The following is a 24,435-nucleotide window of genomic DNA, read 5'->3' as shown; positions in this document are numbered from 1 at the left end:
AGCTTGAGAGATCAGCGCCCGTTATTGCGCTCGGCATTGCGGATGGATATCTGGGTATTCAACGTCCAGAAGTCATACAACACCCCCACCAGAAACAAACCACCGGTCAGCAGGTAGATCAAACCGGTGATCCACTTGCCCTGGTACATGCGGTGCACGCCGAATACGCCAAGAAATGCCAACAGTATCCATGCGACGTTGTATTCGATGGGCCCGGCGGTAAATCGCAGGTCAGCTTCGCGGTCCATGGCGGGAATCAGAAACAGGTCGATCAACCAACCGATACCCAGCAAGCCAAACGTGAAAAACCAGATCGTGCCGGTCACGGGCTTGCCGTAATAAAAGCGATGGGCACCGGTAAAACCGAAAATCCAGAGCAGGTAACCAATCACCTTGCTGTGGGTATCTTGCTGCGGACCAATCTGTTGATAGGTGTTCATCGCGTACCTCTTTTGCCTCGATAGATAAATTTTTTCACTTTCTTTGTGACTTTTTTACAGGCGCCCGACGTACGGCAAATGGTATCTTCGCTTCCCTGAAAGCCTTATGCCACCTGACCTGTGTAGGACAATTGCGGCGATTCGTCGCGTTTTTCCTGAATTTGACCCCAAGGTTCAGTCGACAAACGGCCTGAGAACGACACAAAAAGCTGTTATAAAGTTGCGCGCAAACCCATAAGAGCCACGCCTAATGCGACCATTTTTCAAGACATGGCTAACCATTTGCCTATTAATGCCACTGGCCGCCCACGCCACCAATCGTGAGCAACGACTTCCCAACGTCAACGGTTTCACCCCTAAAGTCCACAGCACACCGAGCACCGCCAAAGCGGCCAAGCCGACCGTCAGCCGTCCGACTCAACTGAGCAAGGCCCACGGTAAAACGACGCCAGGCCTGATGGCCGTCAACACCAAGCAGAGCAGCAACGTGCTCAGCCGCGCGGTGAATGTGCTCGGTACTCCTTATCGTTGGGGCGGCAGCAGCCCAAGTAAAGGGTTCGACTGCAGTGGTTTGGTGAAATATGCCTTTAACGATGTAAAAGCGGTGGATTTGCCACGCACCTCCAACGCCATGGCTGCCGGCCACGGCTTGAAGGTCGACCGCAAAGACCTGAAACCGGGCGATCTGCTGTTCTTCAAGTTGAAGAGCCGCCAGGTCAACCACGTTGCCATCTACCTGGGCAATGACCGTTTCATCCACGCGCCACGGCGCGGCAAGTCGGTGAGCATCGACACGCTGAAAAAGCCGTTCTGGGACAAGAACTACGTGATTGCCAAGCGGGTTCTGCCGAAAGAGCAGAACAACAACCTGCGCATCGTGCAACGCTGATCCTGAACTGAAATGCAGTAGTAAATGTGGAAAGGGGCTTTTGGCCCCTTTCCACATTTGATTTGTGTCACCCACAAACCATCAGATATCCCCAGGCGCCCTCGCCTTCTCCCGCGCCTCGTCCCGACTGATCGCGCCCTGGGCAACCAGCGCCTTCAAACTCATATCCAGTGTCTTCATACCCAACGCCGCGCCGGTCTGCATCGCGGAGACCATCTGCGCCACCTTTTCCTCGCGGATCAAATTACGAATGGCTGGCGTACCCAGCATGATTTCATGAGCCGCCACGCGCCCGCCGCCGAGTTTTTTCACTAACACTTGCGATACCACCGCTTGCAGCGACTCCGACAGCATCGAGCGCACCATAGCCTTTTCCCCTGCGGGAAAGACATCCACCAGCCGATCCACAGTCTTCGCCGCCGACGTGGTGTGCAAGGTGCCGAACACCAGGTGCCCGGTCTCGGCGGCGGTCAATGCCAGGCGGATGGTTTCAAGGTCGCGCAGCTCCCCCACCAGGATGACATCCGGGTCTTCCCGCAAGGCCGAGCGCAACGCGACTGAAAAACTGTGGGTATCACGGTGCACCTGTCGTTGATTGATCAGGGCGGTTTTTGGAGTGTGGATAAATTCGATGGGGTCTTCCAGGGTCAGGATGTGCTGGCGACGGTGCTGGTTGAGGTGGTCGATCATCGCCGCCAGGGTGGTGGACTTGCCTGAACCGGTAGGCCCGGTCACCAGCACCAGACCGCGTGGCAACTGGGCGATACGCTGGAATACATCGCCCAAGCCCAGTCTCTCCAAACTCAGCACCTCGTTGGGAATGGTGCGAAACACGGCCCCCATGCCACGGTCCTGTTGGAACACATTGACGCGGAATCGCGCCACGCCGGGCAATTCGAACGCAAAATCCGTTTCAAGAGATGTTTCGAAATCCTTTTGCTGATAGTTGTTCAGCAAAGGGCTAAGCAGATCGGCCACTTGGGGCGCAGAGAGTGCCGGCCAGTCCATCGGCCAAACCTCTCCATCCACACGTAGCATCGGCGCCAGGCCGGCCGATAAATGCAGGTCGGAGGCGCCACGGCGCACGCTGGCCTCCAGCAATTGAGTGATATCCATAGGGCTTTCCATTTCCAGTAGAATGCCGCGGACTCCATATCCACGGGCGCAACTTGAATGTCGACGATAGCAGACAACATTGGCGTGGTTAGCCAGCGCATCCGCGCCGCGGCCGAGGCCGTGCAACGTGACCCCGACAGCGTCCACTTGCTGGCCGTGAGCAAGACCAAACCCGCGCAAGCCGTGCGCGAAGCTTGCGCCGCCGGCCTGCGTGACTTTGGCGAGAATTACCTGCAAGAGGCGTTGAGCAAACAGGTCGAATTGACCGACCTGCCCTTGAGTTGGCACTTCATCGGCCCCATTCAATCGAACAAGACTCGTGCGATCGCCGAGCACTTCGCTTGGGTGCATTCCGTGGACCGTCTGAAAATTGCACAACGCCTGTCCGAACAACGCCCAGCCGAGCTGCCGCCCCTGAACATTTGTATTCAGGTCAACGTCAGCGGTGAGGCCAGCAAATCCGGCTGTACGCCCGCCGACTTGCCGGCACTGGCCAACGCCATCAGCGCCCTACCGCGCCTGACGTTGCGTGGCCTGATGGCTATTCCGGAGCCGACCGATGATCGCGCCGCGCAAGACGCCGCGTTTGCCACGGTGCGCGACCTGCAAGCCAGCCTGAATCTGCCGCTCGACACACTTTCCATGGGCATGAGCCACGACCTTGAATCGGCCATCGCCCAAGGCGCCACTTGGGTGCGGATCGGTACTGCCCTGTTTGGCGCCCGCGACTACGGCCAGCCATGAAATGGCTGACTTCCCTCTGAGTAAGGACCTGTCATGAGTAACACGCGTATTGCCTTTATCGGCGCCGGTAACATGGCGGCCAGTCTGATCGGCGGTCTACGGGCCAAGGGGCTGGAGCCGGCGCAGATCCGCGCCAGCGATCCGGGCGCCGACACCCGTGCCCGCGTCAGCGCCGAGCACGGCATCGAAACCTTCGCCGATAACGCCGAGGCCATCCGTGGCGTCGACGTGATCGTACTGGCGGTCAAGCCGCAGGCCATGAAAGCGGTGTGCGAAAGCCTGCGCCCCCATCTGCAGCCGCATCAGCTGGTGGTGTCCATCGCCGCCGGCATCACCTGCGCCAGCATGAACGCCTGGCTTGGCGCACAGCCGATCGTACGTTGCATGCCCAACACCCCGGCGCTGGTGCGCCAGGGCGTGAGCGGGCTGTATGCCACCGCTCAAGTGAGCGCCGAACAGCGCGACCAGGCGCAGGAACTGCTGTCCGCCGTGGGCATTGCCCTGTGGCTGGAGCAGGAGCAGCAACTGGACGCAGTCACCGCCGTGTCCGGCAGCGGCCCGGCGTATTTCTTTCTACTCATCGAATCCATGACCGCCGCCGGCGTGAAACTGGGCCTGCCCAAGGACGTCGCCGAGCAACTGGCCGAGCAGACGGCCCTGGGCGCCGCGCATATGGCCGTGTCCAGCGATGTGGACGCCGCAGAGTTGCGCCGCCGCGTGACCTCGCCGGGTGGCACCACCCAGGCCGCCATTGAATCGTTCCAGGCCGGTGGCTTTGAAGCCTTGGTGGAGAAAGCCCTGGGTGCCGCGGCACACCGTTCGGCCGAGCTGGCCGAGCAACTGGGCAAATAATCGTCCCTTACGAAGGAATTAATGATGCTTGGACTCAATGACGCCCTCATCTTCATCATCCAGACCCTGGGCAGCCTGTATCTGCTGATCGTGTTGATGCGCTTTATCCTGCAATTGGTGCGGGCGAACTTCTACAACCCGCTGTGCCAGTTCGTGGTCAAGGCCACCCAGCCGCTGCTCAAGCCGCTGCGTCGGGTGATCCCGAGCCTGTTCGGGCTGGACATGTCGTCGCTGGTGCTGGCGCTGCTGCTGCAAATCCTGTTGTTCGTGGTGGTGCTGACGCTGAACGGCTACCAGGCCTTTACGGTGCTGCTGTTGCCTTGGGCGCTGATCGGTATCTTCTCGCTGTTCCTGAAGATTCTGTTCTGGTCGATGATCATCAGCGTGATCCTGTCCTGGGTGGCCCCAGGCAGCCGCAGCCCAGGCGCCGAACTGGTCTACCAGATCACCGAGCCAGTGTTGGCGCCGTTCCGTCGCCTGATCCCTAACCTGGGCGGCCTGGATATTTCGCCGATCTTCGCGTTTATTGCCATTCAACTGATACAGAGTTGGGTGATTCCGCGCCTGGCGTTCTATGCATTCATGCCCAAAGAGCTGTTTGGCCTGATCTGACGCGCCGCAACGGTGGGAGGGAGCTTGCTCCCTCCCACTTTTTGTATCTGCGCCATTGGATTGCATCCATGCAGGCCTTTGCTTGCCGCTGGAGTCCCCGCTCTTTAGACTTACGCCTCATTTAAACGAGAGCAGGGTCGATGCCAGCTGCCTTCCCCCCCGATTCTGTTGGACTGGTGGTGCCCCAAGTGGCGCACTTCAGCGAACCGCTGGCCCTGGCCTGCGGCCGGTCGCTGCCAGCCTATGACCTGATCTACGAAACCTACGGCCAACTGAACGCCACGGCGAGCAACGCCGTGCTGATCTGCCACGCCTTGTCCGGCCATCATCATGCGGCGGGCTTCCACAGCGTCGACGAGCGCAAGCCCGGCTGGTGGGACAGTTGCATCGGCCCCGGCAAGCCCATCGACACCAACAAGTTCTTTGTGGTCAGCCTCAACAACCTCGGCGGTTGCAACGGCTCCACCGGCCCCAGCAGCCTCAACCCGGAAACTGGCAAACCATTTGGCGCCGATTTCCCGGTGCTCACCGTGGAAGACTGGGTACACAGCCAGGCCCGCCTGGCCGACCTGCTGGGCATCAGCCAATGGGCCGCGGTAATCGGCGGCAGCCTGGGCGGCATGCAGGCGCTGCAATGGACCATCACCTACCCGGACCGCGTGCGCCATTGCCTGGCTATCGCTTCGGCGCCCAAATTGTCGGCACAGAACATCGCCTTCAATGAAGTGGCACGCCAAGCCATCCTCACCGACCCCGAGTTTCACGGCGGCTCGTTCCAGGAAGCCGGCGTGATTCCCAAGCGCGGCCTGATGCTGGCGCGCATGGTCGGCCACATCACTTACCTGTCCGATGACTCCATGGGCGAGAAATTCGGCCGTGGGCTCAAGAGCGAGAAGCTCAACTACGACTTTCACAGCGTCGAGTTCCAGGTGGAAAGCTACCTGCGTTATCAGGGCGAGGAGTTTTCCGGGCGTTTCGACGCCAACACCTACCTGTTGATGACCAAGGCCTTGGACTACTTCGACCCGGCCGCCCAATTTGATGACGACCTGGCGAGAACCTTCGAAGCCGCTAAGGCCAAGTTCTGCGTGATGTCGTTCACCACTGACTGGCGGTTCTCGCCGGCCCGCTCCCGTGAGCTGGTGGACGCCCTGATGGCCGCGCGCAAGGATGTCTGCTACCTGGAGATCGATGCTCCGCAAGGCCACGATGCCTTCCTGATCCCGATCCCGCGCTACCTGCAAGCCTTTAGCAACTACATGAACCGCATAACTGTGTGAGAACGCCATGAGAGCCGACCTGGAAATCATCCAAGACTGGATACCCGCCGGCAGCCGCGTGCTCGACCTGGGCTGCGGTGATGGCGAACTGCTGAGCTGGCTGCGGGACAACAAGCAAGTCACCGGTTACGGCCTGGAAAACGACCCGGACAACATCGCCGAGTGCGTGGCCAAAGGCATCAACGTGATCGAGCAGGACCTGGACAAGGGCCTGGGCAACTTTGCCAGCAACAGCTTCGACATCGTGGTGATGACCCAGGCCCTGCAAGCCGTGCATTACCCGGACCGCATCCTCGACGAAATGCTGCGCGTGGGCCGTCAGTGCATCATCACCTTCCCCAATTTCGGGCATTGGCGCTGCCGCTGGTACCTGGCCACCAAGGGCCGCATGCCAGTTTCGGATTTCCTGCCCTACACCTGGTACAACACGCCGAACATCCACTTCTGCACCTTCGAAGACTTCGAAGCCCTATGCGGTGAGCGGGAAGCCAAGGTGATCAACCGCCTCGCCGTCGACCAACAGCACCGTCACGGCTGGGCGAGTAAACTATGGCCCAACCTGTTGGGCGAAATTGGCATCTACCGGGTCAGCAGCCCCGGTCTGGCCGACCACAAGATTGCCGTCTAATCACTTTCAAGAGGGACGCTCATGAGCCGCCTGGCTGTATTTCTATTGACCGCGTGCCTGGGCGCCAGCGCCATGGCCGCAGACGCTATCGACGCTAATCGCAAGAAAGACTTCGGTGATATCACCGTCCACTACAACACCTTCACCTCCAGCTTCCTGCAACCGGAAACCGCCCAGAACATCGGCGTGGTCCGCAGCAAAGAGAAAGGTCTGATCAACGTCACGGTGATCAAGGGCGTCACCCCGGTGGCCGCGCAAGTGACGGGCACTATCAAGGATTTGGGCGGCAAGAGCGAAATCCTCACCTTCAAGCAGATCAACGAGAAAGGTGGCATCAACTATCTCGCGCCGTACTCAGTGACCCAGCGGGAATACAAAACCTTCACCATCAACGTTGAAACCGGCGGCAAAGCGCATAGCTTCCAATTCAACCAAGAACTGTTTCCGGCCGAATGATGAACCTTAATCAACTGGTACTGGCCAGCCATAACGCCGGCAAACTCAAAGAACTGCAGGCGATGCTCGGTGAATCCGTGCAACTGCGCTCGATTGGTGAATTCAGCCAGGTGGAGCCGGAAGAAACCGGCCTGTCGTTCGTCGAGAACGCCATCCTCAAGGCCCGCAATGCGGCGCGCATCTCCGGCCTGCCGGCGTTGGCGGATGACTCGGGCCTGGCCGTGGACTTCCTAGGCGGTGCCCCGGGCATCTACTCGGCGCGCTATGCCGACGGCAAGGGCGACGCGGCCAACAACGCCAAGCTGCTCGATGCCCTTAAGGACGTACCGGATGCCGAGCGCGGCGCGCAATTCGTCTGTGTTCTGGCGCTGGTACGGCACGCCGATGACCCGCTGCCGATCCTCTGCGAAGGTTTGTGGCACGGGCGCATCCTGCACGCGGCCAGTGGCGAGCATGGGTTTGGCTATGACCCGCTGTTCTGGGTGCCGGAGCGCAATGTTTCCAGCGCCGAACTGAGCCCGGCCGACAAAAACCAGATCAGCCATCGCGCCCGTGCCATGGCGTTGCTGCGCCAGCGCCTGGGCCTGAAATGACCCAGAATACCTCCGCGCAGCCGCTGATCCACGGCGGCGCGCAAACTCCTCGGGCGGCCTTGCCGGTGCTGCCGCCCTTGGCGCTGTACATCCATATCCCGTGGTGCGTGCGCAAGTGCCCCTATTGCGACTTCAACTCCCACACCGCCGGCCCGGCGTTGCCGGAAGAGGCGTATGTGGACGCCCTGTTGGCCGATCTCGACCAGGATCTGCACGCGGTGTATGGCCGGGAATTGAGCTCGATCTTTTTCGGCGGCGGCACTCCGAGCCTGTTCAGCGCGACGGCACTGGGCCGTCTGCTGGAGGGCGTGCAAGCGCGGATCCCGTTCGCCGACGATATCGAAATCACCCTGGAGGCCAACCCCGGCACCTTCGAGCAAGAGAAATTCGTGGCCTATCGCAAGCTGGGGATCAACCGCTTGTCCATCGGCATTCAGAGTTTCCAGCAGGACAAACTCGAAGCCCTGGGCCGCATCCACAACGGCGACGAGGCCATCCGCGCTGCCGGCATGGCGCGGCAGGCCGGTTTCGATAACTTCAACCTGGACCTGATGCACGGCTTGCCCGATCAGTCCCTGGATGACGCCCTGAGCGACCTGCGCCAGGCCATCGCGCTCAAACCGACGCACTTGTCGTGGTACCAACTGACCCTGGAACCCAACACGGTGTTCTGGAACCAGCCGCCGGCGCTGCCGGAAGATGACACGTTGTGGGATATCCAGGAAGCCGGCCAAGCCCTGCTGGCTGAACACGGTTACGCGCAATATGAAGTGTCGGCCTATGCCCAACCGGGGCGCCCGGCGCGGCATAACCTCAACTACTGGAGCTTTGGCGACTTTATCGGCATCGGCGCCGGGGCCCACGGCAAGCTCAGCCATCCGGATGGGCGCATCGTGCGCACCTGGAAAACCCGCGCACCGAAGGACTACCTCAACCCGGCCAAAAGCTTCCAGGCCGGCGCGAAGGAGCTGACCAACGAAGAACTGCCATTCGAGTTCCTGATGAACGCCCTGCGCCTCACTGATGGTGTCGACGCAAGGCTCTACACAGAGCGCACAGGCCTGGACCTGGCCAGCCTCGACGAAGGGCGCCGCGACGCAGAACAAAGCGGCTTAATGCAGGTCGAACCGTCACGCCTGGCGGCGACCGACCGCGGGCAACTCTTTCTCAATGACCTGTTGCAGAAGTTTTTGAGCTGACGCTCTAAGGAATTCGAATGGATTTGGTACTCGACCTGCTCGCCACCGTATCCCGCTGGAGCCGCAGCAACCTGTCGGAAATCTCCCTGGCACTGGTCGGCTGCTTGCTGGTGCTGTTCGGCGCCGACATCAAAGGCTGGGTCGAAGCCCGCCTGGGCAGCATCGCCGGCGCATTGCGCGTGCCCTTGATGGCGCTGGTCTGCATGATCGGCAGCGGCGCCGCGCTGATCTACGCCACACCGTGGATCGTGCGCGGGTTGAGCCAGTTCAACAACTACAGCCTGGCGCCGGTGCTGGTGGTGGTGCTGGTGTTGATTGGGGTCGTCGCGGATCGCCGCTGATCTCAAATCCAACACAAAAAAATGTGGGAGGGGGCTTGTCCCCTCCCACATTGAGTTGCCTTTCAAGTCAGTGGCGCGTTACGCCAACTTCTCGAACTTCAAATCCCACACTCCATGCCCCAACCGCTCGCCACGGCGTTCGAACTTGGTAATAGGGCGTTCGGCCGGGCGCGGTACGCATTTGCCGTCTTCGGCCAGGTTGCGGTAGCCGGGGGCGACGTTCATCACTTCCAGCATGTACTCCGCGTAGGGCTCCCAGTCGGTGGCCATGTGCAGGATGCCGCCCACTTTCAGCTTGCTGCGTACCAGCTCCGCGAAGGAAGCCTGCACGATGCGGCGCTTGTGGTGACGGGCTTTGTGCCATGGATCGGGGAAGAACAGCATCAAGCGGTCGAGGCTATTGTCGGCGATGCAGCGGTTAAGCACCTCGATCGCGTCGCAGTCGTACACCCGAAGATTGGTCAGGCCCTGGGTTAGCACGCCGTTGAGCAGCGCGCCGACACCCGGACGGTGCACTTCCACCCCGATGAAATCCTGGTCCGGCGCAGCGGCGGCCATTTCCAGCAAGGAATGGCCCATGCCGAAGCCGATCTCCAGGGAACGCGGGGCCGAACGGCCGAACACCTGGTCATAGTCCACCGGCGCGTCGGCAAGCGGCAGCACGAACAGCGGCGCACCTTGCTCCAGGCCCTTTTGCTGGCCTTCGGTCATGCGACCGGCGCGCATCACAAAACTCTTGATGCGGCGGTGCTTGGACGCGTCGTCGGCTTCGGGTGTGTTCGGCGTTTCGTGTGATTCAGTCATCAATGGCTCTTACTTGATCAGACCATCCAGCGGCGAAGAGGCGCTGGCATAGAGTTTTTTCGGCATGCGCCCGGCGAGGTAGGCCAGGCGGCCCGCGACGATGGCGTGGTTCATGGCTTCGGCCATCATGATCGGTTGCTGGGCATGGGCGATGGCCGAGTTCATCAGTACCGCGTCGCAGCCCAATTCCATGGCAATGGTCGCGTCGGAGGCGGTGCCAACGCCCGCATCCACCAATACCGGGATCGTGGCTTCTTCGAGGATGATCTGCAGGTTGTAGGGATTGCAGATTCCCAGGCCTGAACCGATCAGGCCGGCCAGCGGCATCACCGCGATACAGCCGATCTCGGCCAATTGGCGCGCGATGATTGGGTCATCGCTGGTGTAGACCATCACGTCGAAACCTTCCTTGACCAGGGTTTCGGCGGCCTTGAGGGTTTCGATCACGTTGGGGAACAGGGTTTTCTGGTCGGCCAGCACTTCCAGCTTGACCAGGTTATGACCGTCGAGCAGCTCACGGGCCAAGCGACAGGTGCGCACGGCTTCGACGGCGTCGTAGCAACCGGCGGTGTTCGGCAAGAAGGTGTAGCGGTCCGGCGACAGCATTTCGAGCAGGTTCGGCTCGCCCTCGATCTGGCCGAGGTTGGTGCGGCGTACGGCGAAGGTCACGATTTCGGCACCGGAGGCTTCGATGGCCAGGCGTGTTTCTTCCATGTCGCGGTACTTGCCGGTGCCGACCAGCAGACGGGACTGGTAGGTACGGCCGGCCAGGACGAAGGGCTTGTCGTTACGAACGATGCTCATGGGAAATCCTCGTAATGGGGTGAGGTTCTGCAGAATCCGGGCGGCGCCATCGCGCCAAGGGGGCGACTAGCCGCCGCCGATGGCGTGGACCACTTCGACCTGGTCGCCGTCGCTCAACGTGGTGCCCTCGTGCTGGCTACGCGGGACGATGTCCTGGTTGAGTTCCACTGCGACGCGACGCCCGGTCAAGTCCAGGCGGGTCAGCAGGGCCGCGACGGTTTCACCGTCGGGCAGTTCAAAGGATTCGCCGTTCAACTGAATGCGCATGCCACGGGCCGCCATCGTTTTAAGGGGCCCGCATTCTAGCTCGATTGGCCGCCAAAGGTCAGCTCCAAGCGTCAAGCGGTCAGTTGCATGCGCCAGGCAGCCAGGCCCAGAAAGAACCAGCCAAGCAGAAAGGCCAGGCCACCGAAGGGGGTGATGATGCCGAGCTTGCTGATACCGGTCATGGTCAGCACATACAGGCTGCCGGAGAACAGCAGGATGCCGACGACAAACGACACGCCCGCCCAGGTCACCAGCCGACCGGGAATGTGAGCGGCCAGCAAAGCAACGCCGAACAGTGCCAGGGTATGCACCAACTGGTAGGTTACGCCGGTGTGGAAGATCGCCAGATAATCGGCGCTCAGGCGGTTTTTCAGGCCATGGGCGGCGAAGGCGCCAAGAGCAACGCCCGTGAAGCCAAAAAAGGCAGCCAACATCAGAAAACTACGCAGCATGGGAACTCCAGTCAGACTCATCGGGCAGGGTCTGTATAATGGCCCGCTCAACGGGTTCGGCCAAGCCATCTCTATGCTGCGTGTCCTCTTCAGTCGCTTACTCAAAGTCGTGAAATGGTTTGCCATTGGCAGTGTGTTGCTGGTGCTGCTGTTCCGTGTCGTCCCACCGCCGTTCACTGCGCTGATGGTGGAGCGCAAGATCGAGTCTTGGGTCGACGACGAGCCCATCGACCTGCAGCGCACCTGGGTGCCATGGAATGAGATCTCCGACGAGCTCAAGGTGGCGGTGATAGCCGGCGAAGATCAACGTTTCCCACAGCACTGGGGCTTTGATTTCGGCGCGATCCAAGCGGCATTAGCTCACAACGAGCGCGGCGGCTCGATACGCGGCGCCAGCACATTGAGCCAGCAGGTGTCGAAGAATTTGTTCCTCTGGTCCGGCCGCAGTTACCTGCGCAAAGGCCTGGAAGCGTGGTTTACCGGACTGATCGAGGTGCTGTGGCCCAAGCAACGGATTCTTGAGGTATACCTCAACAGCGTGGAATGGGACGACGGGGTGTTTGGCGCGGAAGCGGCGGCGCGGCATCACTTTGGAGTGAGTGCCAAAGGGCTTACCCGTCAGCAGGCCAGCTATCTGGCGGCCGTTCTGCCTAACCCTCGCGTGTGGAGTGCCAGTCACCCAACAGCGTACGTGGCGCGGCGCGCGGCGTGGATTCGACAACAGATGAGCCAGCTGGGCGGGGATGGTTATCTGGCGGAACTGAACAACGCGCGAAAAGCCCCCTGGTCCGACTGACTCAACACAGAACAAATGCAGGAGGGGGCTTGCCCTCGATGACGGAGTGCCAGTCAACTTCTGTGTGACTGATCCACCGCAATCGGGGGGCAAGCCCCTCCCACATTGTTAAGCGGCGATGGACAATTTCAGCTTGTTCATCGCGCTTTTTTCAAGCTGGCGAATCCGCTCAGCCGACACGTTGTACTTCTGCGCCAAGTCGTGCAGCGTGGCTTTTTCTTCCGCCAACCAGCGCTGGTAAAGAATGTCACGGCTGCGCTCGTCCAGCACTTCCAGCGCTTCGTGGAGGTTGTGATTGGAGTTGTCGCTCCAGTCCGCATCTTCCAGCTGACGCGCCGGGTCGTACCGGTGGTCTTCCAAGTAATTGGCCGGCGATTGGAAAGCGCTGTCGTCGTCCGCTTCGGCGGCCGGGTCAAAGGCCATGTCATGGCCAGTCAGACGGCTTTCCATCTCGCGCACTTCACGGGGCTCCACGCCGAGGCTTTCGGCCACGCGGTGGACTTCCTCGTTGTTCAGCCACGCCAGGCGTTTTTTCTGGCTGCGCAGGTTGAAGAACAGCTTGCGCTGAGCCTTGGTGGTGGCGACTTTCACGATGCGCCAGTTGCGCAGGATGAACTCGTGAATTTCCGCCTTGATCCAGTGCACGGCAAACGACACCAGGCGCACGCCCATTTCAGGGTTGAAGCGCTTGACCGCCTTCATCAGGCCGACGTTACCTTCCTGGATCAGGTCAGCCTGGGCCAGACCGTAGCCGCTATAGCTACGGGCGATATGTACGACAAAACGCAGGTGGGCGAGCACCATCTGCCGAGCCGCCCCCAAATCCTGCTCATAGTAGAGACTCTCGGCCAGTTCACGCTCCTGCTCAGGCGTCAGCAATGGAATGCTGTTGACCGTGTGCACATAGGCTTCCAGGTTCGCACCTGGGACCAAGGCATAAGCAGGTTGCAAAGAAGTGGTCATACGAAAAAACCTCCGACTCACATAACTCGTGCAGTTCAGCACTGCGAAAATTGACCGGGAACCGTAGGACAAGTTCCCTAAACCACTGATACGGTCAATACAAACGAAACCACATTAATCTGACATTAACTACTTCGGTGCCAGCTCGCGTAAATGCCGTGCGACCGCAATCCACGCACCGATATACCCCAACAATACCGCGCCGAGCAAGAGTGACAGACCATCGGCAACCGGCACGCCCGCCAGGGCGAAATCGCTGCCGTACAGCCCGGCCAGCCCGACCACCGCATCGTTCAGCCAGTTCAGCCCGAACGCCAGCACACCCCAGGACAAAATCCCCGCACCGAAGCCATAAAGCGCGCCCATGTACAGAAAAGGCCGACGCACATAGCTGTCCGTGCCGCCGACCAGTTTAATCACTTCTATCTCGGTGCGACGGTTTTCAATATGAAGACGAATGGTATTACCTATCACCAAAAGTAATGCAGACACCAACAACACCGTCAAACCGAACACAAACCGGTCACCCAGCTTGAGAATCGCGGCCAGGCGCTCTACCCAGACTAGATCAAGTTGCGCTTGTTGCACCTTGGGCAGCTCTGCGAGTTTTTGTCGCAGGGCTTCAAGGGCGGTCTTGTCGACCTCGTTCGGCGTCACCAGCACCACGCCCGGCAGCGGGTTCTGCGGCAGCTCCTTGAGCGCCTCGCCCAGGCCGGACTGTTGCTGGAACTCCTCAAGCGCCTGATCACGGCTGACGTACTCGGCATCCGCCACGCCCGGCATGTTCTTGATGTCATCGCGCAGCGCTTCGCCCTCCTTGGCGCTGGCGTCCAGATTCAGATACAGCGAAATCTGCGCCGCGCGCTGCCAGGAACCACCCAGACGCTCCACATTATTGAGCAACAGCGACAAACCCATCGGCAGGCTCAGGGCCACGGCCATCACCAGGCAGGTGAAAAAGCTGCCGATCGGCTGCTTGCCCAGGCGACGCAGGCTGTCCAGCAAGCTGGCACGATGGCTTTCGATCCACGCGCGCAACAGGGTGCCGAAGTCCGGCCCGTCGTCATCGTCGTGTTTTTTCTTCTTCGGTTGCGGATCGGCGGGCTTGGGGGCCACGCGCTCGGAAACCTTGGGACTGCGTGTTGCACTCATACGCCAGCCTCCCCGTCACCGATCAAACGACCGCGCTGCAAGGTCAGCATGCGATGGCGCATGCGCGCGATCAGCGCCAGGTCGTGACTGGCGATCAGCACGCTGGTGCCCAGTCGGTTGATATCTTCAAACACCCCCATGATCTCGGCGGCCAGGCGCGGATCGAGGTTACCGGTGGGTTCGTCCGCCAGCAGCAAGGCCGGACGGTGGACGATGGCGCGGGCGATACCGACGCGCTGTTGCTGGCCGGTGGACAGGTCGCCGGGGTAAAGGTCGGTCTTGTCCGACAGCGCTACGCGCTCCAGGGCCGAATCCACGCGCTTGATGATCTCGGCCTTGGACAACCCGAGAATCTGCAACGGCAACGCGACGTTATTGAACACCGTGCGATCAAACAGCAACTGGTGATTCTGGAACACCACGCCGATCTGGCGGCGCAGGAAAGGAATCTGCGCATTGCTGATGGTGGCCAGATCCTGGCCCGCCAACAGCAGCTTGCCGGTGGTCGGGCGTTCCATGGCCAGCAGCAGGCGCAGCAGGGTGCTTTTGCCCGCGCCCGAATGGCCGGTCACAAACAAGAATTCGCCGCGACGCACTCGAAAGCTCAGCTCATGCAAGCCGACATGCCCGTTGGCATAGCGTTTACCGACCTGTTCGAATCGAATCATGAACGCTCCCGCTCGGCAAACAGTGCCTGGACAAAGGGTTCGGCTTCAAAGGTGCGCAAGTCGTCGATACCCTCACCGACACCGATATAGCGAATCGGCAACCCGAACTGTTTGGCCAGGGCGAAGATCACGCCGCCCTTGGCCGTGCCGTCGAGCTTGGTCAAGGCCAAGCCGGTCAACTGCACCGTCTGGTTGAACTGCTTGGCCTGACTGATAGCGTTCTGGCCCGTGCCGGCGTCCAGCACCAGCAGCACTTCATGGGGCGCGTCGGCATCGAGCTTGCCGATCACGCGACGCACTTTTTTCAGCTCTTCCATCAAGTTGTCTTTGGTGTGCAGGCGACCGGCGGTATCTGCAATCAGCACATCAATGTTGCGGGCCTTGGCGGCCTGCACAGCATCGAAGATTACCGACGCAGAATCGGCGCCGGTGTGCTGGGCGATGACCGGGATCTTATTGCGCTCACCCCAGACTTGCAGTTGCTCCATGGCAGCGGCGCGGAAGGTGTCGCCGGCGGCGAGCATGACTTTTTTGCCTTCCGACTGCAGCTTCTTGGCCAACTTGCCAATGGTGGTGGTTTTACCGGCGCCGTTGACGCCTACCACCAGAATCACAAATGGTTTGTTCGGCGTGATCACCAGCGGCGCTTCGACCGGTTTGAGCATCGCGGCCAGTTCGGCCTGCAGAGACTTGTAGAGCGCGTCGGCATCGGTCAACTGTTTGCGCGCGACCTTCTGGGTCAGGCTCTGGATGATCACCGCAGTGGCTTCGACGCCGACGTCAGCGGTCAGCAGACGGGTTTCAATGTCTTCGAGCAATTCGTCATCGATGGTCTTTCGGCCCAGGAACAGGCTAGCCATGCCTTCGCCGATACTGGCGCTGGTCTTGCTGAGGCCCTGCTTGAGGCGGGCAAAGAAACCGGTCTTGCTGGTTTCGGCGGGCGCCGGGGCGATGACCGCAGGCGCGACCTCCTGCACTGGCACCGCAGCAGGCGTCGGCTCGACGACCGCAGGTTGCAGCTCGGGCTCGATCACCGGCGGAATCGGCGGCACCACATGCTCAGTCTGCACATCGTCGACCAGCGCAACTGGCTCCTCGGCCACCGGCAGTTCCGGCCACGGCTTGTGCTCTGGCTCTGGCGCCGCTTCGACCACCGGCTGCAATACCGGCTCGGCCAGAGGCAACACCACGGGCGCCGGCGCCTCGGCAACCGGTGCGGCTTCTATCAGAGGCTCGGGAATAGGCTCAGGTTGAACCTGGGGCTGTTCGACGACGGTTTCCTGCGGCTTTTTGCGCAGCCATCCGAACAGGCCTTTTTTCTCGCCAGCCGCAGCTGGGGTCTTCTTGTCGTCGTTGGAACCAAACATGGAGGACGGCTATCTCAAAGTAGCGACGCGCCAGGGCGCCTCGGTAAATAAAATTCGATGCAGAACAGACTGCTTTAACGCCCGCTTGTTCATGCGCAACATTTTGTAAGGCCAAATAAAGCCTCAGAAAAACGATTCAATACAGGGCTTTAGCGACACAAAATCGGCGAAAAATAGAATAACGTCAGGGAAAACCACTGTTTATTCCATGATTCCTACGGCTGCATACGAGGCGACGTAAGCACCCCGAGCCTGATAGCCGTGGCCGTCGTTAAATCGGATCAGTATCCTAGCACCTCCTCGCCCGCCGACGCTAAGACCAAGCGGGCCGCCCAACAGGTTAAAAAACGAATGAATGCTCTCGCCCGCCGCGCCGCAGGCCTGCTGTTCAGCACAGTTTGTCTGCCTCTTTCAGCCTTGGCTGCCGATCCACAACCGACCCATGAATTCACCCTCGATAACGGCCTCAAGGTGGTCGTACGCGAAGACCATCGCGCGCCTGTGGTGGTTTCCCAGGTTTGGTACAAGGTCGGCTCAAGCTATGAAACCCCGGGCCAGACCGGTTTGTCCCACGCTCTGGAGCACATGATGTTCAAGGGCAGCGCCAAGGTCGGCCCGGGCGAAGCCTCGCTGATCCTGCGCGACCTCGGCGCCGAAGAAAATGCGTTCACCAGCGACGACTACACCGCCTACTACCAAGTACTGGCCCGCGACCGCCTGGGCGTTGCCTTCGAGTTGGAAGCGGACCGCATGGCCAGCCTGCGCTTGCCGGCCGATGAGTTCAGCCGCGAGATCGAGGTCATCAAGGAAGAGCGCCGTCTGCGTACCGACGACAACCCGATGTCAAAAGCCTTCGAACGCTTCAAGGCGATGGCTTTCCCGGCCAGCGGCTATCACACGCCGACCATCGGCTGGATGGCGGACCTGGAACGCATGAAGGTCGAGGAGCTGCGCCACTGGTACCAATCCTGGTATGTGCCCAACAACGCCACCCTCGTGGTGGTCGGCGACGTGACCCCGGACGAGGTGAAGAACCTGGCCCAGCGCTACTTCGGCCCGATCCCCAAACGTGACGTGCCACCGGCCAAGATCCCCATGGAGCTGGCCGAACCCGGCGAGCGCCTGCTGACAATGCGCGTGCAGACCCAACTGCCAAGCGTAATCCTCGGCTTCAACGTACCCGGCCTCGCCACTGCCGAGGACAAACGCTCGGTGCAGGCCCTGCGCCTGATCTCGGCTCTGCTGGATGGCGGCTATAGCGCGCGTATTTCCGAGCAATTGGAACGTGGTGAAGAGCTGGTATCCGCCGCCTCTACCAATTACGACGCTTATACCCGTGGCGACACCCTATTCACCCTCTCGGCCACGCCGAACCAGCAGAAGAAAAAGACCATCGCCCAGGCCGAGGCCGGCCTGTGGCGCCTGCTGGACGAATTGAAAGCCAAACCGCCGACCGCTGAAGAACTGGAACGCATCCGTGCCCAGGTCATCGCCGGCCTGGTCTATCAGCGGGACTCCATCACCAGCCAGGCCACGGCCATCGGCTCCCTGGAGACGGTGGGGCTGTCATGGAAACTCATGGACAGCGAACTCGCCGACCTGCAAAGCGTGACCCCGCAAGACATCCAGAAAGCCGCCCGCACCTACTTCACCCGCGAACGTTTGAGCGTCGCCCATGTTCTGCCCGAGGAGACCGCTCATGAGTGATCGCAAAAGCAGCCGTCTGATTCTGCCCGGCTTGATCGCCGTTACCTTGATCGCCGCGAGCGCCGTGTACTTCCTGCGGCCCAGCGAGTCGGTGGCCAGTCAGGCGCTGGATCAAGCGCAATCGGCCAACAAGCTGCAATCCCTGGCAGAACTGGACGGCAAGGCGCCGACCAACCGCAAGCTGGATGTGCAAACCTGGACCACCGCCGAAGGCGCCAAAGTGCTGTTCGTCGAAGCCCATGAACTGCCCATGTTCGACATGCGCATCCTGTTCGCCGCCGGCAGCAGCCAGGACGGCGACGTGCCAGGTCTGGCGTTGATGACCAACGCCATGCTTAACGAAGGCGTGCCGGGCAAGGATGTCAGCCAGATCGCCAGTGGTTTTGAAGGCCTGGGTGCCGACTTCGGCAATGGCGCCTACCGCGACATGGCGCTGGTGTCCCTGCGCAGCCTCAGCGACAGTGCCAAGCGCGATGCAGCCCTGGCGCTATTCGACCAGGTGATCGGCCAACCGACTTTCCCGGCCGATTCCCTGGCGCGCATCAAGAACCAGATCCTCGCCGGCTTCGAGTATCAGAAGCAGAACCCCGCCAAACTGGCGAGCCTTGAGTTGTTCAAGCGCCTATATGGCAATCATCCGTATGCCCATGCCAGTGAAGGCACGCCAGAAAGCGTGCCGAACATCACCCTGGCGCAGTTGCAGGCCTTTCACGCCAAAGCTTATGCCGCCGGTAATGCGGTGATTGCGGTAGTGGGCGACTTGTCCCGCGCCGAAGCCGAAGCCATGACCGCCAAGGTGTCCGCCTCGCTGCCCAAGGGCCCTGCCCTGCCGAAAATCGCCCAGCCCGACGAGCCCAAGGCCGGCCTGAGCCATATCGAGTTCCCTTCCAAGCAGACTCACCTGCTGTTCGCCCAACTGGGCATCGACCGCGCCGACCCGGACTACGCAGCCTTGTCCCTGGGCAACCAGATCCTCGGTGGCGGCGGTTTCGGCACACGCTTGATGAGCGAAGTACGCGAGAAGCGCGGCCTGACCTATGGCGTGTACTCCGGTTTCTCGCCGATGCAGGTGCGTGGCCCATTCATGATCAACCTGCAGACCCGCGCCGAAATGAGCGGCGGCACCCTGCGCCTGGTGGAGCAAGTGCTGGCCGATTACCTCAAGACCGGCCCGACCCAGAAGGAGCTGGATGACGCCAAGCGCGAGCTGGCCGGCAGCTTCCCGCTCTCGACCGCGAGCAACGCCGATATCGTCGGCCAGTTGGGGGCGATGGGTTTCTACAACCTGCCGCTGAGCTATCTGGAAGATTTCATGAAACAATCCCAGGCTTTGACCGTAGAGCAGGTCAAGGCTGCGCTGAACAAACACTTGAGCGCCGACAAGATGATCATCGTGACCGCCGGCCCGACCATTGCGCAGAAGCCACTACCGCCCCCTACTGATAAACCCGCCGAGCAGCCGCTCGGGGTCCCGGAGCATTAATGGCCAGTTCATCTCGCCCGAAAAAACCTGTCCACAACGTACATAACGGTGTGGGCCAACTGCGCATCATTGGCGGTGAGTGGGGCAGCCGCAAGCTGAGCTTCCCCGACGTGGTGGGCCTGCGCCCAACACCGGATCGCGTGCGCGAAACCCTGTTCAACTGGCTCGCGCCGTACATCGGCGGGGCCAAGGTGCTGGACCCGTTTGCCGGCAGCGGCGCGTTGTTCCTGGAAGCGTTGTCCCGTGGCGCCGCCCAGGCCCAGGCGCTGGACGCCAGCAATGTCGCGGTGTCCAGCCTCAAGGAGCATCTGGGCACCTTGCGCTGCACCAATGGTCAGGTGCAAACCGCCGACGCCCTGCGCTATCTGGAAACCCAGCCCGCCAGTGAATACGACGTGGTATTCCTCGACCCACCGTTCAACCAGAACCTGTTGCCCACGGTGTGTGCGCTGCTGGAAGAACGCCAATGGCTGGCAGCCGATGCGTGGATCTACACTGAAAGCGAAACCGCACCCTCTACCCTGGGCCTGCCTGGCGCATGGCGCCTGCATCGGGAGCAAAAATCCGGGCGGGTGTTTTACGCGTTGTGGCATCGGTTGGTCGAAAGCGGCGCTTAATGCTTTTCAGCACGCGGATTCTTGTGGCGGGCAGGCTCGCCACAGACTGAGAGTTTCATGACACCGACCTCCCACCTGTTCACCCCCGCCTTCGGCCTCGGCAACCCCCACCTGCAAACACTGTGGGGGCCGCTATTGCGCCCCACAACACATATTGAGCGCCAACGCGAGCGCCTGTGGCTGGACGATGGCGACTTTCTCGACCTTGACTGGCATGGCCCTCACGACGCACACGTGCCGCTGGTGCTGGTGCTGCATGGGCTGACCGGCTCATCCAACTCCCCCTATGTCGCGGGCTTGCAGAAAGTCCTCGCCGGTCAGGGCTGGGCCAGTGTCGCGCTGAACTGGCGGGGCTGCTCCGGCGAGCCGAACCTATTGGCGCGCAGCTATCACTCCGGCGCCAGCGAAGACCTCGCGGCGACCATTACGCACCTGCGCGCCAAGCGACCGTTGGCGCCCTTGTACGCGGTGGGTTACTCCCTGGGTGGCAACGTGTTGCTCAAGCATTTAGGGGAAACAGGGGAAATGTCCGGCCTGCAAGGCGCAGCGGCGGTGTCGGTGCCGTTTCGCCTGGATCAGTGCGCCGATCGCATCGGGCTGGGGTTTTCGCGGGTGTATCAGAAACACTTCATGCGCGAGATGCTGGCGTATATCCGCGTCAAGCAACGCCGCTTCCTACAGGATGGCCAGGTCGAGGGATTGAAAACCCTGGAGGCCCTCGGCTCGCTGGAGAAGATGCATACGTTTTGGGACTTTGACGGCCGGGTCACCGCGCCGCTGCACGGCTTTCTGAGTGCCGAGGATTATTACCGCCGCGCGTCGAGCCGTTACTATCTGGGCGGCATCCGCACCCCAACCCTGATTATCCAGGCCGCCGATGACCCGTTCGTGTTTGCCCATAGCTTGCCTGAGGCCAGCGAGCTATCGGATTGCACCGAGTTTGAGCTAACGACCAAGGGTGGCCATGTGGGCTTTGTCGATGGCTCACTGAAACGCCCCGGCTACTACCTGGAGCGTCGAATCCCCCAATGGCTATTGGCCCAGCACGGCTAAACGAGTGGGCGATCAATCGCCCGTAGCAATCGCCCGCTTCGAATCGGTGATCCACTCGCTCCACGACCCCGCATACAACTTACCCAGTGGATAACCTGCCAGGCTCAGGGCGAACAGGTTGTGGCACGCCGTCACTCCCGAACCGCAATAGGCCACCAGTTCTTCCGGCGAGCGCCCCTGCAACTGCGCAGCGAAGCGTTGCTTGAGTTGTTCGGCCGGCAGAAAGCGCCCGTCGCTGCCGAGGTTTTCATTGAATGCCGCGCACTGCGCACCGGGAATATGCCCGGCAATTGGGTCGATGGGTTCGACTTCGCCGCGAAAACGCGCGGGGGCGCGGGCATCGATCAAGGTCATGCCCGGCTGGCCCAGGCGTTTTTGCAGGTGTTCGGCGTCCAGCAGCAGATGATTGTCCGGCTGGCCGACAAAGCTCCCCGGCTCGGTTAGCGGCACGTCAAGGCTCAATGGGAACCCAGCCCTGTGCCAAGCCTTGAGGCCGCCATCCAGAATGGACACGCCGTCGCGCTTGCCCAGCCAGGCCAGCAGCCACCATGCCCGCGCGGCATAAGCGCCGGGGCCGTCGTCGTACAGCACGATATCGGTGTCGGCACTGATGCCCCAGGCCCGCAGTTGCTCGGCGAAGGTGTCCGCCGCCGGTAAAGGGTGGCGGCCGGTCACGCCTTTTACCACCGGACCGCTGAGGTGGCGCTCAAGATCGGCATATTGCGCGCCCTCGATATGGCCTTCGGCATAGCTGCAACGCCCGTATTCCGGGTCTTCCAGGGCGAAACGGCAATCCAGGATTACCAGGCCTCCGGCCTTGCGGCGCTCGGCCAATTGCTGGGGGCTGATCAGTTGGGCAAGCGGCATGGCGGACTCCTGTAAACAGATTCGAGAAAGGGCCTACTTCACTTCTTCCAGTGCCTGATTCAACGGCACGTAAAATTCTTTGAACAATGCGTCCACCGCATCTTTCGCCTGGGGCGTGACGAAGCCGGCCTCCAGCACCAGTACCTGATACACCCCGCGCTTGATCGCTTCGGCACTCAGGTGGGCAGAATTCTCATTGGTGGTGCACAGAAAACGCACCCAGGACGTGAGGATAATCCAGGCATTCAGGGTCAGGGCTTCGGTTTGCACCGGGTCCATATTGAGAATGCCGGCATCGACAAACCCCTGGTAGATAGCGCCGCCCTGGATCAGGCAACGCTGGGAAAAACGCCGATAGCCAGTGGCCAATTCCGGGTCGCTTTCCAGCAGGTGCTCAAGGTCGCGGTGCAGGAAACGGTAGCGCCACATGCCGGCCAATACGGCTTGCAGGTAGAAACGCTTATCCTCCACCTGCATCGCACGCCCTTGGGGCGGACGCAGGAAACTGTCCACCAGCGCTTCGTACTCGCGAAACAGCACGGCGATGATCGCCTGCTTGTTGGGGAAGTGGTAGTACAGGTTGCCCGGCGAAATTTCCATATGGGCGGCGATATGGTTGGTGCTGATACTGCGCTCGCCCTGCTGGTTAAAAAGCTCCAGGCTGGTTTGCACAATACGCTCGCTGGTCTTTACTCGTGGTGCCATAGGGGATCAGCTTCTATACACGGGATGGAGCATCTTACGGGCTATCCCGGCCTGGATAAATCCATCATGTTGCTGCAATGTTATTTGACAATTTAGAGTAATGACTCTAAAAATCCACGCAGACCAATAACAATCGGTACTGCGCCATGTCTGCCAACGTTGCCTACCTGCAAGATTCTCAGGCACTGGATCAACTCCAGGGTCTGTTCGACGCACAGCAGCGTGCCTACGCTGCCAACCCCATGCCGCCGGCTGCGCAGCGTCAACAATGGCTCAAAGCCCTGCGGGATCTGCTCAGCAATGAACGCCAGGCGTTGATCGATGCGATCAGCCAGGACTTCAGCCACCGCAGTGCCGACGAAACCCTCTTCGCCGAACTGATGCCCAGCCTGCATGGCATTCACTACGCCAGCAAACACCTCAAGCGTTGGATGAAACCATCCCGACGCGCCGTAGGCATTGCCTTCCAACCGGCGTCAGCCAAAGTCATCTATCAGCCGCTGGGGGTCGTTGGCGTCATCGTGCCGTGGAACTACCCGCTGTACCTGGCCATCGGCCCGTTGGTCGGCGCGTTGGCGGCCGGTAACCGGGTCATGCTCAAGCTCAGTGAATCCACGCCGGCCACCGGGCAACTGCTCAAGAAGTTGCTGGCGAGAATTTTCCCCGAAGACCTGGTGTGCGTGGTGCTCGGCGAGGCCGATATGGGGATCGCGTTTTCCCGGCTGCGCTTCGATCACTTGCTCTTCACCGGCGCCACCAGTATCGGCAAGCATGTAATGCGCGCGGCGGCGGAACACCTCACGCCGGTGACCCTGGAACTGGGCGGCAAATCGCCCGCCATCGTTTCCACGGAGGTACCGCTCAAGGACGCCGCCGAACGCATCGCCTTCGGCAAAGCGCTGAACGCCGGGCAGACCTGCGTAGCGCCGGATTACGTGCTGGTGCCAGAAGACCGTGTCGAGGGGTTTGTCGAGGCTTACAGCAACGCCGTTCGCGGGTTTTATCCCACGCTGGCCGACAACCCGGACTACACCGCAATTATCAATGAGCGACAACTGGCCAGGCTCAACGCGTACGTCAAAGACGCCACAGACAAGGGCGCCACCCTGATCCCGCTGTACGACCAAGGCCAGGGGCGACGCATGCCTCACAGCCTGCTCCTTAACGTCAGCGACGACATGACCGTGATGCAGGACGAAATCTTCGGCCCGGTGCTGCCGATCGTGCCGTATCGCGGCCTCGATCAGGCCTTTGCCTACATCAACCAACGGCCTCGCCCGCTGGCGCTGTATTACTTCGGCTACAACAAGGGCGAACAACAGCGCGTGCTGCACGAAACCCATTCCGGCGGCGTGTGCCTGAACGACACCCTGCTGCACGTCGCCCAGGACGATATGCCGTTCGGCGGCATCGGCCCCTCGGGCATGGGCCACTACCACGGTCACGAAGGTTTCCTGACGTTCAGCAAGGCCAAGGGGGTGCTGATCAAGCAACGTCTGAACGCGGCGAAGCTGATCTACCCGCCCTACGGCAAGTCCATACAGAAGTTGATCCAGAAGCTGTTCGTCCGCTGATTCCGC

The 24,435-nt window shown here is 61.0% G+C and carries 28 protein-coding genes; 16 read left to right on the top strand and 12 right to left on the bottom strand.

Going from position 1 to position 24,435, the window contains the following annotated elements; translation table 11 throughout:
• Positions 1-11: 11 nt before the first annotated feature.
• The gene (locus tag QRN41_RS07265; protein WP_034101268.1) at positions 12-440 is read right to left on the bottom strand and encodes an NINE protein; all 429 of its coding nucleotides are present in this window, start codon (positions 438-440) and stop codon (positions 12-14) included.
• A gap of 250 nt (positions 441-690) precedes the next feature.
• Between QRN41_RS07265 and QRN41_RS07260 the strand changes: the two genes are divergently transcribed.
• Positions 691-1,329: a C40 family peptidase gene (locus tag QRN41_RS07260; RefSeq protein WP_034101269.1), complete on the top strand. Its 639-nt coding sequence runs from the start codon at positions 691-693 to the stop codon at positions 1,327-1,329.
• Positions 1,330-1,410: 81 nt separating this feature from the next.
• On the opposite strand, the gene QRN41_RS07255 is transcribed toward QRN41_RS07260, so the two are convergent.
• A complete protein-coding gene (locus QRN41_RS07255) occupies positions 1,411-2,445 on the bottom strand; it encodes a type IV pilus twitching motility protein PilT (protein WP_285421409.1) in 1,035 nt (344 codons plus the stop codon).
• Positions 2,446-2,502: 57 nt separating this feature from the next.
• Between QRN41_RS07255 and QRN41_RS07250 the strand changes: the two genes are divergently transcribed.
• From QRN41_RS07250 to QRN41_RS07210, 9 genes are all read left to right on the top strand, one after another.
• Positions 2,503-3,189: a YggS family pyridoxal phosphate-dependent enzyme gene (locus tag QRN41_RS07250; RefSeq protein WP_284185109.1), complete on the top strand. Its 687-nt coding sequence runs from the start codon at positions 2,503-2,505 to the stop codon at positions 3,187-3,189.
• Positions 3,190-3,222: 33 nt separating this feature from the next.
• Entirely contained in the window at positions 3,223-4,041 is an 819-nt protein-coding gene (gene proC / locus QRN41_RS07245) for a pyrroline-5-carboxylate reductase (protein ID WP_034101272.1), read from the top strand.
• Positions 4,042-4,065: 24 nt separating this feature from the next.
• Positions 4,066-4,653, top strand: a complete 588-nt coding sequence (locus QRN41_RS07240; RefSeq protein ID WP_034101273.1) for a YggT family protein — start codon at positions 4,066-4,068, stop codon at positions 4,651-4,653.
• A gap of 140 nt (positions 4,654-4,793) precedes the next feature.
• Positions 4,794-5,933 carry a homoserine O-succinyltransferase MetX gene (metX, locus tag QRN41_RS07235; RefSeq protein ID WP_034139676.1) on the top strand — a complete coding sequence of 380 codons (1,140 nt, stop codon included), beginning with the start codon at positions 4,794-4,796 and terminating at the stop codon, positions 5,931-5,933.
• Positions 5,934-5,940: 7 nt separating this feature from the next.
• A complete protein-coding gene (gene metW / locus QRN41_RS07230; protein WP_034101277.1) occupies positions 5,941-6,561 on the top strand; it encodes a methionine biosynthesis protein MetW in 621 nt (206 codons plus the stop codon).
• Positions 6,562-6,582: 21 nt separating this feature from the next.
• Entirely contained in the window at positions 6,583-7,017 is a 435-nt protein-coding gene (locus tag QRN41_RS07225) for a DUF4426 domain-containing protein (protein WP_034101278.1), read from the top strand.
• Positions 7,014-7,610 carry an RdgB/HAM1 family non-canonical purine NTP pyrophosphatase gene (gene rdgB, locus QRN41_RS07220; RefSeq protein ID WP_034101279.1) on the top strand — a complete coding sequence of 199 codons (597 nt, stop codon included), beginning with the start codon at positions 7,014-7,016 and terminating at the stop codon, positions 7,608-7,610. The genes QRN41_RS07225 and rdgB overlap by 4 nt, the downstream gene beginning before the upstream one ends.
• The gene (gene hemW, locus QRN41_RS07215) at positions 7,607-8,809 is read left to right on the top strand and encodes a radical SAM family heme chaperone HemW (protein ID WP_285421408.1); all 1,203 of its coding nucleotides are present in this window, start codon (positions 7,607-7,609) and stop codon (positions 8,807-8,809) included. Before rdgB ends, hemW begins: the two co-directional genes overlap by 4 nt.
• A 17-nt stretch (positions 8,810-8,826) precedes the next feature.
• Positions 8,827-9,150 (top strand): DUF3392 domain-containing protein, encoded by a 324-nt coding sequence (locus QRN41_RS07210; protein WP_016972961.1) that lies wholly within the window; start codon positions 8,827-8,829, stop codon positions 9,148-9,150.
• A gap of 78 nt (positions 9,151-9,228) precedes the next feature.
• Here the strand turns inward: QRN41_RS07210 and trmB are convergent, their stop codons facing one another.
• The 4 genes from trmB to QRN41_RS07190 form a co-directional block, all read right to left on the bottom strand.
• Positions 9,229-9,954: a tRNA (guanosine(46)-N7)-methyltransferase TrmB gene (gene trmB, locus QRN41_RS07205; protein WP_034101282.1), complete on the bottom strand. Its 726-nt coding sequence runs from the start codon at positions 9,952-9,954 to the stop codon at positions 9,229-9,231.
• 9 nt (positions 9,955-9,963) lie between these two features.
• Positions 9,964-10,758: a thiazole synthase gene (locus tag QRN41_RS07200; protein WP_285421407.1), complete on the bottom strand. Its 795-nt coding sequence runs from the start codon at positions 10,756-10,758 to the stop codon at positions 9,964-9,966.
• A gap of 66 nt (positions 10,759-10,824) precedes the next feature.
• On the bottom strand, positions 10,825-11,025 hold the full coding sequence (thiS, locus tag QRN41_RS07195; protein ID WP_167417039.1) for a sulfur carrier protein ThiS: 201 nt from the start codon (positions 11,023-11,025) through the stop codon (positions 10,825-10,827).
• A 71-nt stretch (positions 11,026-11,096) separates the two neighbouring features.
• A complete protein-coding gene (locus QRN41_RS07190; RefSeq protein WP_034139680.1) occupies positions 11,097-11,477 on the bottom strand; it encodes a DUF423 domain-containing protein in 381 nt (126 codons plus the stop codon).
• Between the two features lie 73 nt (positions 11,478-11,550).
• Between QRN41_RS07190 and mtgA the strand changes: the two genes are divergently transcribed.
• Complete coding sequence (mtgA, locus tag QRN41_RS07185; RefSeq protein WP_167417038.1) at positions 11,551-12,273, top strand: monofunctional biosynthetic peptidoglycan transglycosylase; 723 nt, start codon at positions 11,551-11,553, stop codon at positions 12,271-12,273.
• Positions 12,274-12,381: 108 nt separating this feature from the next.
• Here the strand turns inward: mtgA and rpoH are convergent, their stop codons facing one another.
• The 4 genes from rpoH to ftsY form a co-directional block, all read right to left on the bottom strand.
• On the bottom strand, positions 12,382-13,236 hold the full coding sequence (gene rpoH, locus QRN41_RS07180) for an RNA polymerase sigma factor RpoH (protein WP_005792286.1): 855 nt from the start codon (positions 13,234-13,236) through the stop codon (positions 12,382-12,384).
• Positions 13,237-13,365: 129 nt separating this feature from the next.
• Positions 13,366-14,388, bottom strand: a complete 1,023-nt coding sequence (gene ftsX, locus QRN41_RS07175; protein ID WP_034101290.1) for a permease-like cell division protein FtsX — start codon at positions 14,386-14,388, stop codon at positions 13,366-13,368.
• Positions 14,385-15,056, bottom strand: coding sequence for a cell division ATP-binding protein FtsE (ftsE, locus tag QRN41_RS07170; RefSeq protein ID WP_003176700.1), 672 nt, complete (start codon positions 15,054-15,056; stop codon positions 14,385-14,387). The genes ftsX and ftsE overlap by 4 nt, the downstream gene beginning before the upstream one ends.
• A complete protein-coding gene (gene ftsY / locus QRN41_RS07165; protein WP_285421406.1) occupies positions 15,053-16,423 on the bottom strand; it encodes a signal recognition particle-docking protein FtsY in 1,371 nt (456 codons plus the stop codon). The genes ftsE and ftsY overlap by 4 nt, the downstream gene beginning before the upstream one ends.
• A 351-nt stretch (positions 16,424-16,774) precedes the next feature.
• On the opposite strand from ftsY, the gene QRN41_RS07160 reads away from it, so the two are divergent.
• From QRN41_RS07160 to QRN41_RS07145, 4 genes are read left to right on the top strand one after another with little or no spacing between them, the layout of a single operon-like run.
• Positions 16,775-18,130 (top strand): M16 family metallopeptidase, encoded by a 1,356-nt coding sequence (locus QRN41_RS07160; protein WP_034101292.1) that lies wholly within the window; start codon positions 16,775-16,777, stop codon positions 18,128-18,130.
• On the top strand, positions 18,123-19,613 hold the full coding sequence (locus QRN41_RS07155; protein WP_285421405.1) for a M16 family metallopeptidase: 1,491 nt from the start codon (positions 18,123-18,125) through the stop codon (positions 19,611-19,613). The genes QRN41_RS07160 and QRN41_RS07155 overlap by 8 nt, the downstream gene beginning before the upstream one ends.
• The gene (gene rsmD, locus QRN41_RS07150) at positions 19,613-20,230 is read left to right on the top strand and encodes a 16S rRNA (guanine(966)-N(2))-methyltransferase RsmD (RefSeq protein ID WP_034101294.1); all 618 of its coding nucleotides are present in this window, start codon (positions 19,613-19,615) and stop codon (positions 20,228-20,230) included. The genes QRN41_RS07155 and rsmD overlap by 1 nt, the downstream gene beginning before the upstream one ends.
• 57 nt (positions 20,231-20,287) lie before the next feature.
• The gene (locus QRN41_RS07145; RefSeq protein ID WP_285421404.1) at positions 20,288-21,283 is read left to right on the top strand and encodes a hydrolase; all 996 of its coding nucleotides are present in this window, start codon (positions 20,288-20,290) and stop codon (positions 21,281-21,283) included.
• 12 nt (positions 21,284-21,295) lie between these two features.
• On the opposite strand, the gene QRN41_RS07140 is transcribed toward QRN41_RS07145, so the two are convergent.
• Positions 21,296-22,150: a sulfurtransferase gene (locus QRN41_RS07140; RefSeq protein ID WP_285421403.1), complete on the bottom strand. Its 855-nt coding sequence runs from the start codon at positions 22,148-22,150 to the stop codon at positions 21,296-21,298.
• 33 nt (positions 22,151-22,183) lie between these two features.
• Positions 22,184-22,855, bottom strand: a complete 672-nt coding sequence (locus tag QRN41_RS07135) for a TetR/AcrR family transcriptional regulator (RefSeq protein WP_034101297.1) — start codon at positions 22,853-22,855, stop codon at positions 22,184-22,186.
• Between the two features lie 146 nt (positions 22,856-23,001).
• On the opposite strand from QRN41_RS07135, the gene QRN41_RS07130 reads away from it, so the two are divergent.
• Positions 23,002-24,429 carry a coniferyl aldehyde dehydrogenase gene (locus QRN41_RS07130; RefSeq protein WP_285421402.1) on the top strand — a complete coding sequence of 476 codons (1,428 nt, stop codon included), beginning with the start codon at positions 23,002-23,004 and terminating at the stop codon, positions 24,427-24,429.
• Positions 24,430-24,435 lie beyond the last annotated feature (6 nt).

This window comes from Pseudomonas sp. efr-133-TYG-23 (assembly GCF_030209215.1).
GTDB lineage: Bacteria > Pseudomonadota > Gammaproteobacteria > Pseudomonadales > Pseudomonadaceae > Aquipseudomonas > Aquipseudomonas rhodesiae.
This window is presented reverse-complemented; position numbering and strand designations above follow the sequence as displayed.

What these genes read in the sequence shown, in the direction of transcription:
- QRN41_RS07265 (WP_034101268.1), bottom strand. Translation starts at nt 440, where the DNA reads ATGAACACCTATCAACAGATTGGTCCGCAGCAAGATACCCACAGCAAG.
- QRN41_RS07260 (WP_034101269.1), top strand. Translation starts at nt 691, where the DNA reads ATGCGACCATTTTTCAAGACATGGCTAACCATTTGCCTATTAATGCCA.
- QRN41_RS07255 (WP_285421409.1), bottom strand. Translation starts at nt 2,445, where the DNA reads ATGGATATCACTCAATTGCTGGAGGCCAGCGTGCGCCGTGGCGCCTCC.
- QRN41_RS07250 (WP_284185109.1), top strand. Translation starts at nt 2,503, where the DNA reads ATGTCGACGATAGCAGACAACATTGGCGTGGTTAGCCAGCGCATCCGC.
- proC (WP_034101272.1), top strand. Translation starts at nt 3,223, where the DNA reads ATGAGTAACACGCGTATTGCCTTTATCGGCGCCGGTAACATGGCGGCC.
- QRN41_RS07240 (WP_034101273.1), top strand. Translation starts at nt 4,066, where the DNA reads ATGCTTGGACTCAATGACGCCCTCATCTTCATCATCCAGACCCTGGGC.
- metX (WP_034139676.1), top strand. Translation starts at nt 4,794, where the DNA reads ATGCCAGCTGCCTTCCCCCCCGATTCTGTTGGACTGGTGGTGCCCCAA.
- metW (WP_034101277.1), top strand. Translation starts at nt 5,941, where the DNA reads ATGAGAGCCGACCTGGAAATCATCCAAGACTGGATACCCGCCGGCAGC.
- QRN41_RS07225 (WP_034101278.1), top strand. Translation starts at nt 6,583, where the DNA reads ATGAGCCGCCTGGCTGTATTTCTATTGACCGCGTGCCTGGGCGCCAGC.
- rdgB (WP_034101279.1), top strand. Translation starts at nt 7,014, where the DNA reads ATGATGAACCTTAATCAACTGGTACTGGCCAGCCATAACGCCGGCAAA.
- hemW (WP_285421408.1), top strand. Translation starts at nt 7,607, where the DNA reads ATGACCCAGAATACCTCCGCGCAGCCGCTGATCCACGGCGGCGCGCAA.
- QRN41_RS07210 (WP_016972961.1), top strand. Translation starts at nt 8,827, where the DNA reads ATGGATTTGGTACTCGACCTGCTCGCCACCGTATCCCGCTGGAGCCGC.
- trmB (WP_034101282.1), bottom strand. Translation starts at nt 9,954, where the DNA reads ATGACTGAATCACACGAAACGCCGAACACACCCGAAGCCGACGACGCG.
- QRN41_RS07200 (WP_285421407.1), bottom strand. Translation starts at nt 10,758, where the DNA reads ATGAGCATCGTTCGTAACGACAAGCCCTTCGTCCTGGCCGGCCGTACC.
- thiS (WP_167417039.1), bottom strand. Translation starts at nt 11,025, where the DNA reads ATGCGCATTCAGTTGAACGGCGAATCCTTTGAACTGCCCGACGGTGAA.
- QRN41_RS07190 (WP_034139680.1), bottom strand. Translation starts at nt 11,477, where the DNA reads ATGCTGCGTAGTTTTCTGATGTTGGCTGCCTTTTTTGGCTTCACGGGC.
- mtgA (WP_167417038.1), top strand. Translation starts at nt 11,551, where the DNA reads ATGCTGCGTGTCCTCTTCAGTCGCTTACTCAAAGTCGTGAAATGGTTT.
- rpoH (WP_005792286.1), bottom strand. Translation starts at nt 13,236, where the DNA reads ATGACCACTTCTTTGCAACCTGCTTATGCCTTGGTCCCAGGTGCGAAC.
- ftsX (WP_034101290.1), bottom strand. Translation starts at nt 14,388, where the DNA reads ATGAGTGCAACACGCAGTCCCAAGGTTTCCGAGCGCGTGGCCCCCAAG.
- ftsE (WP_003176700.1), bottom strand. Translation starts at nt 15,056, where the DNA reads ATGATTCGATTCGAACAGGTCGGTAAACGCTATGCCAACGGGCATGTC.
- ftsY (WP_285421406.1), bottom strand. Translation starts at nt 16,423, where the DNA reads ATGTTTGGTTCCAACGACGACAAGAAGACCCCAGCTGCGGCTGGCGAG.
- QRN41_RS07160 (WP_034101292.1), top strand. Translation starts at nt 16,775, where the DNA reads ATGAATGCTCTCGCCCGCCGCGCCGCAGGCCTGCTGTTCAGCACAGTT.
- QRN41_RS07155 (WP_285421405.1), top strand. Translation starts at nt 18,123, where the DNA reads ATGAGTGATCGCAAAAGCAGCCGTCTGATTCTGCCCGGCTTGATCGCC.
- rsmD (WP_034101294.1), top strand. Translation starts at nt 19,613, where the DNA reads ATGGCCAGTTCATCTCGCCCGAAAAAACCTGTCCACAACGTACATAAC.
- QRN41_RS07145 (WP_285421404.1), top strand. Translation starts at nt 20,288, where the DNA reads ATGACACCGACCTCCCACCTGTTCACCCCCGCCTTCGGCCTCGGCAAC.
- QRN41_RS07140 (WP_285421403.1), bottom strand. Translation starts at nt 22,150, where the DNA reads ATGCCGCTTGCCCAACTGATCAGCCCCCAGCAATTGGCCGAGCGCCGC.
- QRN41_RS07135 (WP_034101297.1), bottom strand. Translation starts at nt 22,855, where the DNA reads ATGGCACCACGAGTAAAGACCAGCGAGCGTATTGTGCAAACCAGCCTG.
- QRN41_RS07130 (WP_285421402.1), top strand. Translation starts at nt 23,002, where the DNA reads ATGTCTGCCAACGTTGCCTACCTGCAAGATTCTCAGGCACTGGATCAA.